This is a genomic window from Cellulomonas biazotea, from assembly GCF_004306155.1.
GTDB classification, from domain to species: Bacteria; Actinomycetota; Actinomycetes; order Actinomycetales; family Cellulomonadaceae; genus Cellulomonas; species Cellulomonas biazotea.
The window spans coordinates 1-12361 of sequence record NZ_BIMR01000249.1 but is presented as its reverse complement, the minus strand read 5'-3'; the positions used below and the strand labels follow the sequence as shown (position 1 = coordinate 12361).

At 75.9% G+C, this 12361-nt stretch carries 13 protein-coding genes; 6 read left to right on the top strand and 7 right to left on the bottom strand.

Annotated features, from left to right (window positions below):
• Positions 1–391, top strand: a 391-nt coding sequence (locus CBZ_RS15410; RefSeq protein ID WP_246013459.1) for an OST-HTH/LOTUS domain-containing protein, incomplete at its 5' end; no start/stop codon positions are given.
• A 55-nt stretch (positions 392–446) separates the two neighbouring features.
• Here CBZ_RS15410 and CBZ_RS15405 read toward each other — a convergent pair.
• The 3 genes from CBZ_RS15405 to CBZ_RS15395 all read right to left on the bottom strand — a co-directional run bounded on the left by CBZ_RS15405 (position 447) and on the right by CBZ_RS15395 (position 2534).
• Positions 447–812: a hypothetical protein gene (locus CBZ_RS15405; protein WP_130782391.1), complete on the bottom strand. Its 366-nt coding sequence runs from the start codon at positions 810–812 to the stop codon at positions 447–449.
• A 100-nt stretch (positions 813–912) separates the two neighbouring features.
• Positions 913–1896, bottom strand: a complete 984-nt coding sequence (locus CBZ_RS15400; protein ID WP_130782390.1) for a TIGR03557 family F420-dependent LLM class oxidoreductase — start codon at positions 1894–1896, stop codon at positions 913–915.
• A complete protein-coding gene (locus CBZ_RS15395; RefSeq protein ID WP_246013458.1) occupies positions 1893–2534 on the bottom strand; it encodes a hypothetical protein in 642 nt (213 codons plus the stop codon). The genes CBZ_RS15400 and CBZ_RS15395 overlap by 4 nt, the downstream gene beginning before the upstream one ends.
• A gap of 117 nt (positions 2535–2651) precedes the next feature.
• Here CBZ_RS15395 and CBZ_RS15390 point away from each other — a divergent pair, with 117 nt between their 5' ends.
• Together CBZ_RS15390 and CBZ_RS15385 are read left to right on the top strand one after the other, a co-directional pair.
• Positions 2652–4085, top strand: a complete 1434-nt coding sequence (locus tag CBZ_RS15390; protein ID WP_130782389.1) for a sensor histidine kinase — start codon at positions 2652–2654, stop codon at positions 4083–4085.
• On the top strand, positions 4082–4783 hold the full coding sequence (locus CBZ_RS15385) for a response regulator (protein ID WP_130782388.1): 702 nt from the start codon (positions 4082–4084) through the stop codon (positions 4781–4783). The genes CBZ_RS15390 and CBZ_RS15385 overlap by 4 nt, the downstream gene beginning before the upstream one ends.
• Positions 4784–4798: 15 nt before the next feature.
• On the opposite strand, the gene CBZ_RS15380 is transcribed toward CBZ_RS15385, so the two are convergent.
• The 3 genes from CBZ_RS15380 to CBZ_RS15370 form a co-directional block, all read right to left on the bottom strand.
• Positions 4799–6199, bottom strand: a complete 1401-nt coding sequence (locus tag CBZ_RS15380; protein ID WP_130782387.1) for an FAD-dependent monooxygenase — start codon at positions 6197–6199, stop codon at positions 4799–4801.
• Positions 6196–7287 carry a Gfo/Idh/MocA family protein gene (locus tag CBZ_RS15375; RefSeq protein WP_130782386.1) on the bottom strand — a complete coding sequence of 364 codons (1092 nt, stop codon included), beginning with the start codon at positions 7285–7287 and terminating at the stop codon, positions 6196–6198. Before CBZ_RS15375 ends, CBZ_RS15380 begins: the two co-directional genes overlap by 4 nt.
• A 345-nt stretch (positions 7288–7632) precedes the next feature.
• The gene (locus CBZ_RS15370; protein ID WP_130782385.1) at positions 7633–8490 is read right to left on the bottom strand and encodes an SDR family oxidoreductase; all 858 of its coding nucleotides are present in this window, start codon (positions 8488–8490) and stop codon (positions 7633–7635) included.
• 161 nt (positions 8491–8651) lie between these two features.
• On the opposite strand from CBZ_RS15370, the gene CBZ_RS15365 reads away from it, so the two are divergent.
• Together CBZ_RS15365 and CBZ_RS15360 are read left to right on the top strand one after the other, a co-directional pair.
• Positions 8652–9029 carry a winged helix-turn-helix transcriptional regulator gene (locus CBZ_RS15365; protein WP_130782384.1) on the top strand — a complete coding sequence of 126 codons (378 nt, stop codon included), beginning with the start codon at positions 8652–8654 and terminating at the stop codon, positions 9027–9029.
• A 99-nt stretch (positions 9030–9128) separates the two neighbouring features.
• On the top strand, positions 9129–9803 hold the full coding sequence (locus tag CBZ_RS15360) for a Pr6Pr family membrane protein (protein ID WP_130782383.1): 675 nt from the start codon (positions 9129–9131) through the stop codon (positions 9801–9803).
• 15 nt (positions 9804–9818) lie between these two features.
• On the opposite strand, the gene CBZ_RS15355 is transcribed toward CBZ_RS15360, so the two are convergent.
• Complete coding sequence (locus CBZ_RS15355; RefSeq protein ID WP_130782392.1) at positions 9819–10238, bottom strand: VOC family protein; 420 nt, start codon at positions 10236–10238, stop codon at positions 9819–9821.
• Between the two features lie 147 nt (positions 10239–10385).
• On the opposite strand from CBZ_RS15355, the gene CBZ_RS15350 reads away from it, so the two are divergent.
• Positions 10386–12361, top strand: a 1976-nt coding sequence (locus CBZ_RS15350; RefSeq protein WP_130782382.1) for a thioredoxin domain-containing protein, incomplete at its 3' end; no start/stop codon positions are given.

Here is a 12361-nt window from a genome sequence, read left to right as displayed (position 1 = left end):
GCGCGGCCGAGGCGCGGGCGCGGTCGGGACGACCGCCACGCCCGGCACGGCCGACGGCGCCGACACGGCCGACACGGCCGACACGGCGGACGCCGCCGACGCCGCCGACGCCGTGGACCAGCCGCCCGCACGCAGCGGCAAGGCCGCCCACCGCGCGGCCACGCAGCTGCTCATGCGCGCCATGCGGCTGATCCGCACCAAGAAGCCCGACGACGAGTGGGTGTCGTTCGGCGAGCTGAAGAACCAGATGACGCGCATGGACCCCGCGTTCAGCGAGCGCTCGCTCGGCTACCGGTCGTTCACCGACTTCGTCGCCGACCGCCCGAGCATCGTCGAGAGCACGAAGGGCAACGGCAACCAGCCCCGCGTCCGCCTCCGCCCGGGCTACTGAGCGCGCGGCGCTCCGCCGAGGCGTCGGCGCGGGGTGGCGGGAGGGGTGTCGCGCGTCAGGCGTCCCACGGCGGGGTCTCGTCGAGCTTGGCGTAGTACTTCGCCAGGTGGCTCTTCACGCGGTCGCGGTCCTTGTCGGGCAGGTCCACGCCGCCGCGTGAGCCCTGCATGACGGCGGCGGCCGCGAAGACGCCGCGCGGGACGGCCTTCAGCCGCCCGTCGACGACGTCCGCGACGAGCAGCTTGTACGAGCCGAAGTTGTCCTTCGCGTCGGCGTCGTACCAGACGTGCGCATCGCGGTACCGCTCGTTCGGCTCGTCGTCGGCCTTCGCCCAGGCGCGCACCCGCTTCTCGGCGGCGGCGCCGTCCCACGCGCGGTCGCGGTCGGCGAGCGGCAGGTCCTGGAACGCGGTGACAGCCATGGTGGGTCCTCCTCGGGTCGAGGGTCGTGCCGGGCCGGGTCTCCGGCGGGCGCGTCCCGGGCAGGTGTCCCGTCCGGGCGTGTGCGGGCGTGTCCGGAGGTCACGACGTCGACGCGGCGCGCAGCTTCTCCAGCAGAGGCCCGGCGGCCTTCGCGAGGAACTCGTCCTGCCGCTCGTCGCCGACCTGCACGATCGCGACGTCCGTGAACCCGGCCTCCCAGTACGCGGCGACCGCCTCGACGGCCTGGTCCAGGTCGGGACCGCAGACGATCTGCTCGGCGACGTCCTCGGGGCGGACGAACTGGCTCGCGGCGGCGAACGCCTCGGTCGTCGGCAGGTCGGCGTTGACCTTCCACCCACCCGCGAACCACCGGAACTGCTCGTGCGCCCGCTCGACGGCCCGCTCCTGCGACGGGTCCCAGCAGATCGGGACCTGCCCGATCTTGCGCGACAGCGCGGCACCCGCCGGGCGGGCCGTGTCCCACGACGCCACGAGGTCCCCGTCCGGCTCGACCGCGACCAGGTGGTCCGCGAGCGGGGCGAACCGCTCGACGGACTGGTCGCCGGACACCGCGACGCCGATCTCGACGGGCTCGTCCGGGACGTCCCACACCTTCGCCGAGTCGACCCGGAAGTGCGCGCCCTCGTAGGTCGTGCGCTCGCCCGTGAGCAGCTCGCGGATGATCTCGACGGCCTCCTCGAGCATGTCGTGACGCTCCCCGACCGCGGGCCAGCGCTCCCCGACGACGTGCTCGTTGAGGTTCTCCCCGGCGCCCAGGTTGAGCGTGAAGCGCCCGTCGGTCAGGACGCCGAGCGTCGCGGCCGCCTGTGCGACGACCGCCGGGTGGTACCGCAGGATCGGGCACGTCACGTACGTCATGAGCTCGACGCGGCTCGTCGCGTGCGCGACGGCCCCCAGCGTCGACCACGCGAAGCCCGAGTGGCCCTGGGAGTCGAGCCACGGGAAGTAGTGGTCGCTCGCGACCTCGAAGTCGAAGCCGACGTCCTCGGCCGCAGCGGCGTAGCGGACGAGGTCCTTCGGGCCGGACTGCTCGGACATGAGGGTGTACCCGAACCGTGTCATCGTTCGACCGTCGCACCGGCCGTGGGCGACCGCATCCCGGGAGCGGGGTCGTCGTCCCCGTCGTCGGACGGGCGGCCGCGGGACGACAGCTCGGTCCACAGCGGCCCGGCGACGAGCCAGCCCACGAGCACGAGCGTCGCGCGCCCCAGCCAGCCGAGCAGCACCTCCCGCTGGTCGGGGTGCTCGCGCGCGATCAGCAGCAGCACCCCGAGGACCGCCGCGGCGACGACCCACGCCACGACGACGCGCCCCCACATCCGCCACTCGTACGACCGCGCCGCCGGACCCGTGCGCGGCGGTCGTGGCGGCCGGGGTCCACCCGCGAACCGCCACGCGACCCACGCGTCGACCCGGTGCACCGTCCACTTGCCGAAGCCCACGGTGAACCCCAGGTAGAGCGCGGCGAGGCCGTGCGTCCACGTCGGCTCGCTGCCGCGCAGCAGGTCACCGACGGTCGCGACGAGCAGCACGACCTCCAGCAGCGGCTCGCACAGCAGCAGCACGGTCGACGTCCGGCGCCACCCCAGCCCGTAGCGGACGGCGACCGCCGCGAGCAGGAACACCCAGAACGCCACCTCGCACGCCACGACCAGCGCCGCGACCGGGTTCTGCCGGATCTCGTCCATCACCTCGACCATGCCGCCACCCTCGCCGGACCGTGCGCGGCACCGCGTCGGGCGGACGGCCGATCCCCGGGCCGCGGCGTACATCGTTCGGACGACGGGTCGCCGCGGGCGCTGTGCTGGGATGGGGAGATGACGCCGGCGCCGACCCCCGACGCGCCCGCACGCGTCGCTCCGGGACGCGCCGACGGGCCGGGACACGCTGACGGGCCGGTCGAGGACGACGGCACGACCCGCCTCGGGTGGTGGGACCGGGCCGCCCTGCTGGGCCGCCGGGCGCGCGAGCGTGGCTGGTGGGACGACCGGACCGCCGCGCTGACGCTCCTGCTCGTCGGGCTCGCCCTCATCGGCCTCGGCGTCACCAACCCGCCGCCGCCGTGGCTGCCCGACGTCGTCGTCGAGCACGCCGGGGCGTGGCACGTCGCGCTGCTCGTCGTCGCGTCGACCGCGCTCGTCGTCAAGCGCCGCCACCCCGTCGCCGTGCTGGCCGTCACCGCGGTGTGCGCGGCCCTCGACACGGCGATCGGCGGCAGCGTCGCGACGATCCTCGCGCTGTTCGACGCCCTCTACACCGCCGCGCTGCACATCTCGACCGCCGCACGGCGACGGCTCGTCACGACCGTCGTCCTGCTCGTGCTCGGCGCGAGCGTCGGGGTCCTCGTGGCCGGCGCGCCCCCGCGCGAGGCCGTCCTGCTCCTGCTGCAGTCCGCCGCGCTCTACGGCACGCCGCTGTGGTGGGCGCACGACGTGCGGCGTCGCGACGAGCTCGCCGCCGCCGAGGCGGGCCGCGCCGCCCTGGCCCGCGCGCACGCCGACGACCTCGAGCGCATCGCCGAGCTCGACCGCGAGTCCGCCCTCCGCGAGGAACGCGCCCGCATGGCGCGCGACCTGCACGACGTCGTCGCCGGGCACCTGTCCGCCGCCGCGATCCGCGCCGAGGCGGCGCTCGCCGGGCCGCCTGACACCACCGCCGACCGGGCATCGCTGCAGGCCGTGCGGTCGGCCACGATCGACGCGCTCACCGAGATGCGGTCGATGATCGTCGTGCTGCGCGGGCGGACCGACGCCGTCACCGCCCCCGCGGGCCTCGCGCGGCTCGGGGACCTCGTCGCGACCGCGCGCGCCGCGGGGCAGGACGTCGAGGTCGACGGCCCGGTGCCCGACGCGCTGCCCGCCGCCGTCGACCACGCCGCCTACCGGATCGTGCAGGAGGCCCTGACGAACGTCGCCAAGCACGCGCCAGGCGCCCGCGCCCGGGTCGTCGTCGCGCGTACCGGCGACACCCTCGACGTCCGCGTCACGAACCCGGTCCCGGCGTCCACCCGGCGCCCGGCGGACGACGTCTCAGGACCGCCGGGTGGCGCCCCGGTGGGCGGTGGGACCGGACCGCGCACCGGACCCGGGTACGACGGTGGGACCGGGCGAGACGGCGCCGGCGGGCTGCACGGCGGGACCGGGCTGCTGACGATGCGGGAGCGGGCCGAGGCGCTCGGCGGCTCGTTCGACGCCGGACCGACCGGCGACTCCTGGACCGTCCACGCGCACCTGCCGGTGGTCGTCGCATGACGCGCGTCCTGCTCGCCGACGACCACGCCGCGATCCGCGCCGGGCTGCGGCTGCTGCTCGAGCAGGGCGGCGTCGAGGTCGTCGGGGAGGCCGCCGACGGGCACGCGGCCATCACGAACGCCCGTGCGCTGCGCCCCGACGTCGTGCTCATGGACGTCCGCATGCCCGGCGTCGACGGCATCGAGGCGACCCGCGTCATCACCGGCGAGGGGCTCGCCGACGTCCTGGCCCTCACGACGTTCGACCTCGACGAGTACGTCCTCGGGATGCTCCGCGCCGGTGCCGTCGGGTTCCTGCTCAAGACGACGAGCGCGGCCGCCCTGGTCGACGCCGTGGAGCGTGTCGCGGCCGGCGACGGGGTCCTCGCACCCGAGGTCACCCGGCGGCTCCTCGCCGACCTCGTCGCGGCCGCGCCACCCGCTGCCGACCCGTCCGGTGCCGGGCCCGTCGTCGCCGCGGACGGCACGGCGTCGGCCGCCGCATCGGGCGTCGACCTCGTCGACACCCTCACGCCGCGCGAGCGCGACGTCCTCGCGTGCCTCGGCGCGGGGATGTCGAACGCCGACCTCGCCGCCGCGCTCGTCATCACCGAGGCGACCGCGAAGACCCACGTCAGCCGCGTGCTCGCCAAGCTCGGGTGCGCGTCGCGCGTCCAGGCCGCGATCGTCGCCGTCGAGGCGGGCGTCGTCCGGGGGTAGCCGCAGCCGCCGGGCCTACCGGTGCGAGGCCGCCTCGGCGGGTGGGTGCCAGTCGACGACCGACGCCGTCCGGCGGACGAGCAGCGGACCGGCGACCCGGCCGACGACGGCCATGAGCGTGTCGCGCACCGCGACGGCGACGGGCGACGTCCAGGTCGTCGGTGCGCCCACCTGCGACGACATCCGCTGCACCCGGCGCGTGCGCGGGAGCCGCTGCGCGGTGTACGCGGCGAGCGCCCGGCGCAGGCCGTCGCCGTCCGTCCGGGCCGGTCCACCGGACCCGTCCGGCACGTCCGGGACACCGCTGCCCACGAGGGCCGCGAGCGTCACCGCGTCCTCCAGCGCCTGGCAGCCGCCCTGCCCGAGGTTCGGCGTCATCGCGTGCGCGGCGTCCCCGAGGAACGCCACCCGCCCGACGTGGAAGCGGGGCAGCGGCGTCGCGAGCCAGCGCAGGTCGTGCTGGAGCACCGCCGACGCGTCGAGGCCGTCGAGCACCGCGGGGATGGGCGCGTGCCACGAGCCGAACCGGCGGCGCAGCTCCGCGGCGGGGTCGTCGAACCGGGTGCCGGGCGGCAGCGACGCGGTGGCGTACCCGTAGACGCGGCCGTCCGCGAGCGGCGTGAGCCCGACGACCGAGCCGCGCCCCCACGTCTCCGCGGGCACGAGGCCGTCGACGGCCGGGACGACGAACCGCCACGCCGTGACCTCGGTCGACACCGGGCCGGGGTGCTCGGGGAACAGCGCGCGGCGCGTCCGCGAGTCGATGCCGTCGGCGGCGACGACGAGGTCGGCCCGCAGGACCTCGTGAGCGACCTGGTCGCCGCGCCCGGACGCGTCTGCGGCGAACCGGTCGTCGCGTGACGGCTCGTCCTCGGCGTCCCGGTCGGTGCGCACGACGTCGGCGGCGACCCGCGTGCGGACGCCTCCCGGCCCGCCGCGGGAGGCTTCCGCGGAGACCGAGGACAACCGGACCGTCGCGGCGTCCGACGCGGAGCCCGGGTCGGTCACCGTCGCCTCGACGCCCGTCCGCAGTGCGCCGTCGGGCAGCGCCCGGACCAGCAGGTCCACGAGCCGCGCCCGGTGCACGACGACGGTCTGCTCGCCGAACGCCTCGCCGACCCGCGTCGCGTCGGCGCGCACCAGCCAGCGCCCGTCGGCCCGCCGGATCCCGATCGCGCCCTGCAGCGCGGCCATCGACCGCACCTCGCCGGCGACGCCGAGCGCGTCGAGCGCCCGCACCGCGTTCGGGGCGAGCGCGATCCCCGCGCCGACGGGTTCGAGGGACGTCGCCCGCTCCAGGACCGTGACGTCCCACCCGCGCCGGGCGAGCCCCACGGCAGCGGCCAGACCCCCGATCCCCGCACCGACGACGACCGCGCTGCGCGCCCGCGGCGCGACGTCGGACGGGTCCGTCACGCGTCCGCCCAGGCCTCGCGCTCGGTGCGGACCACCTCGCCCGTGCGGGCCGCCTCGTCGATCGCGAGGCCCAGCAGGTGGTCCTGGCAGCCGTCGGCCAGCGGGTACGGGGCCTCGCCCTCGCCGCGGACCCACGCGCCGGTCGACGCGAGGAGCGTCGCGACCGCGATGTCGTCGTCGGCCAGGCGGGCGCCGTCGAACGGGTTCCGGTACAGGACCCGGCCGTCGAGGCTGAGGTGCTCCAGGTCGAAGCCGTCGAGGTTCTGCTCCAGCCCGGTCACGCGGCGCTCCAGGCGCGACGTCACGACGGTCCGCTCGTCGACCCAGCGCGTCAGGGTGTCGTCGACGAGCTCGCCGTGCGAGCCGCGCACGACGAGGCGGTTGGTGCGCAGCGGGTTGTGCCACTGGTTCTCGGTGAAGTCGTACAGCGCGCTGCGGCCGCCGCCGAAGTCGAGCGTCGCGAGGATCGACCAGCGCTCCCTCGCCTCGGTCTCGCCCGTCCAGCCGTCGCGGCTGATCGGCTCCAGCAGCGGTGCGGTGGTCGTCGTGGCGCGCACGGTCACCTCGCCGCGACCGGCTCGGAGCAGCCGCCGGACCAGCCCGACCGCGTGGTACAGGTGCGTCGAAGAGATCTGCACACTCGTCGCGGTGCCGATGAGGCCCTCGTCGACGGCGCGGATCCGGGCCTGGTGCGCGGGCATCGACGGGCTGTGCTCCGCGACCTGCACGATCCCGGACGCGCCGACGTCCGACCACAGGGCGCGCAGGCCGTCGGCGTCGGGCGCGGGCGGCGTCTCGGCGAGGACGGGCACGCCCAGCGCGACGAGCTCGCGCGTCGCCTCCGGGGTGACGGGCCACGGCACCGACACGACGACGAACTCGGGTCGGTCGGCCGCGACGAGCTCGGCGACGGTGCGGACCGTCGGGACGTTCCACGTCTGCTCGACGACGAACCCGCGCTCGGCCGTGCGCGTCACGACGCCGACGCACCGGAACCGGTGCGGCATGAGCCGCGCCATCCGGAGGAAGAACTGCGCCCGCCAGCCGCTGCCGACGATGCCGAACCTGAGGGGAGAGCTGCTGACCATCGACCGTCCTCGCCGCCGTTGCCGGAACGCCCTGAGGCTATCCCGCCCACCCCCAGGTCACGCCCCGCCGCCCCGCACGCACCGCCGCCCGGCCCTCCGCCGCCCGCGAGTTCGTCAGCCGCTGCCGAGTTCGCCGGCTCCAGCTGACGACCTCGGCCCCAACCAGCGACCTCAGGGGGTGCGGGCGGGCGGGGGTGGGGGGCGGGCGGGGGGTGAGGCGGGGCGGGGGTGGGGGCGGGAGATGGGCGGGACGCGGGCGGGGTGCGGGTCTGACGACGGTCGCCCGGGGTGGGCGGGGGCGACCGTGCAGGCTGGCCGGTCGTGGTCGGCCGGCCAGCCGCCGGGTCAGGCGCGGGCGGTGCGGAGGGCCTCGGTCAGGGGGACCGTCGGGCGGCCCGTGAGGGTGCGCAGGTCGGCGGTGGCGTCGGCCAGGTCGCCGCGGGCGATGCCCTCGTCGAGGGTCAGCAGGAAGCCGATGGTGCCGGCGTCGAGGCCCGCGCCCTCGAGGATCGCGCGGTGCTCCTCGGTCGAGACGGCACGGTGCTCGACGGGACGGCCGAGGACCTCGGCCGCGGCGGCGGCGAGCTCGTCGTGCGTCCACGCGACGTCGCCGGACAGCTCGTAGACCCGGTCGTCGTGGCCGTCGGTGGTGAGGACGACGGCGGCCGCGGCGGCGTAGTCGTCGCGCGGGGCGCTGGCGACGAGGCCGGTCCCGGTGCTCGACACGATGACGCCGGTGTCGGCGGCCTGGTCGAGCACGGGCAGGTAGTTCTCCGTGTACCAGTTGTTGCGCAGGACGGTCCACGTGACGCCGGACGCGCGCAGCACCTCCTCGGTGGCCCGGTGCTCGGTCGCCAGGGGCAGCGGCGTCGTGTCGGCGTGCGGCGCGCTCGTGTAGACGATGCGGCCGACGCCCGCGGTCTTCGCGGCCTCGATCGCGGCGGTGTGCTGCGGGACGCGTCGCCCGACCTCGCTGCCGGAGACGAGCAGCAGGACGTCGGCTCCCTCGAACGCGGCGACGAGCGTGGACGGGTCGTCGAAGTCGGCGACGGTCGTCCGGACGCCGCGCGCGGCGAGGTCGGCGAGCCGGTCCACGGAGCGTCCGGTCGCGACGATGTCCTGCGCGGGGGTGCCCAGGGTCAGCAGGTGCTCGACGACGAGGCGGCCCAGGTGGCCGGTGGCTCCGGTGACGACGATCGACATGGTGGTCCTCTCGGTGGGGGTCGCCGGTCCGGTCCGTCGTCGGCGTGGGGCCGGCGACGACCTGGCCACGGCTGGCCCGGTGATGGTGTCGCCGAGCACAACCCCTGCCGCGTCGAGCACCTTCCCCGCCAGCGGTACCCACTTCGGCGTAAGGTACGGACGTGACGGTAAGCAATGAGGTCAGCGTCCTGGACCGGCTTCTGACGGACGGAGTTCTCGCGTCCGCGTGCCCCAGCAGGGTCGTCCTCGACCACGTGACGAGCAAGTGGGGCGTCCTGCTGCTGGTCGCGCTGTCGGAGCGGACGCTGCGCTGGGGCGAGCTGCGGCGGATCGTCGAGGGCATCAGCGAGAAGATGCTCGCCCAGACGCTGCGCACCCTCGAGGCCGACGGCCTGGTCCACCGCGAGGTCACGGCGACCGTGCCGCCGCGCGTCGACTACTCGCTCACGCCGCTGGGCCGCGAGCTCGTCGACCACCTCCTGCCGCTCATGCGCTGGGTCGCCGACCACGCCGACGGGATCGTCGCCGGCCGCGCCTGAGCGGAGGTGACGCGCGCCGGACGCGGTGCGTGCGCGGACCGGCCCCGGGGTGGGAAGGTGCCCTGCACAGCAACGCCGCTGTCGGAGGGAGAGCGCCCCATGCAGGTGTCCGTCGTCAACGTCCTCGTGGCGCTGGTGCGCTTCGCGATCGCGACGCTCGCCCTCATCGGGACCCACGAGATCTGGCTGCACGGCGACCTCGACGGCCTCGCCTACTTCACCAACCAGGCCGGTCTCATGCTGGCCGTCGTCATGGTCTGGGCGGGCGTCGCCTCCGTCCTCGGACGACGGCAGCCGCCCGCGTGGTTCAAGGGCGGCGTCACGCTGTTCCTCGCGATCACGGGCCTCATCTCGTACTTCGTGCTCGCACCCGAGGCCGCCGACGCCCCCGCGGTCGCGTTCGGCCTGACGTCGGGCACGATCGAGCACGAGATCACGCCGATCGCCGCGTTCCTCGACTTCGTGCTGCTCGACGCCCACCGCCGCATGACGTGGCGGTACGCGGGGTACTGGTTCGGCTACCTGCTCGCGTACTGCACCTTCGCGGTCGTCCGCGGGCTCGTGTGGGACCTCGGCTACCCGTACGGGTTCATCGACCTCGACGAGCTCGGCTGGGGCGGGCTGGGCGTCAACGTCGCGACGTACGGCGTCGGCTTCCTCGTCCTGGGACTGGGGCTCGTCGGGCTCGACCGGGTCCTCCCGGCGCGCGCGCTCATCGGCTCGCCCGCCCCCGACCCGCGGCCGGTGCGGGCGGACGAGCCGGTCGTCGCGTGACCCGGCGGCGACGCGTCAGGCGTTGCCGCTGCCCGCGATGTTGACGAGCCAGCTCGTCCCGAACTTGTCGACGAACATCCCGAACGAGTCGCCCCACGGCGCGACCGCCAGCGCCTCGACGACCGTGCCGCCCGCGGACAGGCCCTCGTAGAACCCGGTGAGCTTCTCCTGGTCGTCGCCGCTGAGCGACACCGAGACCGACGACGCGTCGGCGAGGTCCATGTGGCTCGGCACGTCGGCGGCCATGAGCGTGATGCCGTCGGGCGTCGTGAGCTGGCTGTGCATGACCAGGTCGGCGTCGGCCGGGTCCTGCGCCGCGCCGTAGTCCGCGAACGTGCTGACGTCGAGCTGACCGCCGAGGACCGACTGGTAGAAGGTCATCGCCTCCCGGGTGCTCGACCGGAAGTTGAGGTACGGGTTGAGCGTGACGGCCATGACGACTCCCTCGTCGGTGCGGATCGGGACCTCCATCGTGGCTGCAGCCACCGACATCGGGAAGGACGGGCGGTGGACGCCCGGTGGACGACCCGCGACGCCACGCCCCCGGTCGCCCGCGGCGCCGCGTTGACCGAGGCTGGCCGCATGCCGAACCGCCTCGCGTCCGCGACGAGCCCGTACCTGCGGCAGCACGCCGACAACCCCGTGGACTGGCGGGAGTGGGGCGACGACGCGTTCGCCGAGGCCGCCCGGCGCGACGTCCCGCTGCTCGTGTCCGTCGGGTACGCGGCGTGCCACTGGTGCCACGTCATGGCGCACGAGTCGTTCGAGGACGACGCGACCGCTGCGTTCATGAACGCGCACTTCGTCAACGTGAAGGTCGACCGGGAGGAGCGGCCCGACGTCGACGCGGTCTACATGTCGGCGACGCAGGCGATGACCGGTCAGGGCGGCTGGCCGATGACGGTGTTCACGACGCCGGACGGTGCGCCGTTCTTCTGCGGCACGTACTTCCCGCCCCGGCGCGTGCAGAGCGTGCCGTCGTTCCCCGAGGTCCTGGCGTCGATCGCGGCCGCGTGGCAGACCCGCCGGGACGAGGTCGTCGCGAGCGCCGCGTCGATCCGCGCCGCCCTCGCCGGGGAGCCCGACGACGACGCCGCCGCACCCCTCGTCCCCGTCCCCGCGCCCGTCGTCGACGACGCGCTGGTCGGCCGGGCTCTCGTCGCGCTGCGCCCGACCGTCGACCGCGTGCACGGCGGGTTCGGCGGTGCGCCCAAGTTCCCGCCGTCGACGGCCCTCGAGTGGCTGCTGCGGCACCACGCCCGCACGGGCGACCGCGCCGTCCTGGCCCTCGCCGAGGACGCGCTGACGGCGATGGCGCGCGGCGGGATGCACGACCAGCTCGGCGGGGGCTTCGCGCGGTACGCGGTCGACGCGTCGTGGACCGTGCCGCACTTCGAGAAGATGCTCTACGACAACGCCCTGCTGCTGCGCGTCTACGCGCACTGGTGGCGTGCCACGGGCTCCCCGCTCGCCCGACGGGTCGCGACGGGGACGGCCCGGTGGCTGCTGCGCGACCTGCGCACCCCGGAGGGCGGGCTCGCGTCCGCCCTCGACGCGGACACCGACGGCCGCGAGGGCACGACCTACGTGTGGACGCCCGACGAGCTGCGGGCGGTCCTCGGCGACGCGGACGGCGTCTGGGCGGCGCAGGTCTTCGGCGTGACGCCCGACGGCACGTTCGAGCACGGCACGTCGGTGCTGCAGCTCCGGGCGGACCCGGCCGGCCCCGACGACGCCGCCCGGCTCGACGCCGTCCGCGAGCGCCTGCTGGCCCACCGCGGGACGCGTCCGCAACCGGGACGGGACGACAAGGTCGTCTCGGCGTGGAACGGGCTGGCCGTCGCCGCGCTCGCCGAGGCGGGCGCGCTGCTCGACGAGCCCACGTGGGTCACGGCCGCGCACGAGGTCGCGACGCTGCTGCTGGACGTCCACGTCCGCAGCCCCCGGGACGACGAGCGCCACGGCGCGCACGACGGCGAGCGGCCCGACGGGCACCACGGCGCGCAGCACGACGACCGGGTCGACGGGCAGGTCGGCGGGCAGGTCGGCGGGCAGGCGTCGACGCGGCTCGTCCGGGCGTCGCGCGACGGTGTCGCGGGCAGCGCACCCGCGGTGCTGGAGGACTACGCCGACGTCGCGGAGGGCTTCCTCGCTCTCGCGGCCGTGACGGGCGACGCCCGCTGGGTGGGGCACGCGGGCGGGCTGCTGGAGACGGTGCTGACGCGCTTCCCGGACGGCGCGGGCGGGTTCTTCGACACCGCGGACGACGAGACGGACCCGGTGCTGGCCCGCATCCGCCGCCCGCAGGACCCGGCGGACGGCCCGACGCCGTCGGGTCAGGCGGCCGCCGCGGGCGCGCTGCTCACGTACGCGGCCCTCACGGGGTCGGTCCGGCACCGGGAGGCCGCGGAGCGCGCGCTCGCCGTGCCGCTGCGGATCGCGGAGCGGTACCCGCGGGCGGCGGGCTGGGCGCTCGCGACGGCGGAGGCGCTCCTCGACGGGCCGCGCGAGGTGGCGGTCGTCGGGCCGCCCGACGACGAGGGGACGCGGGCGCTGCA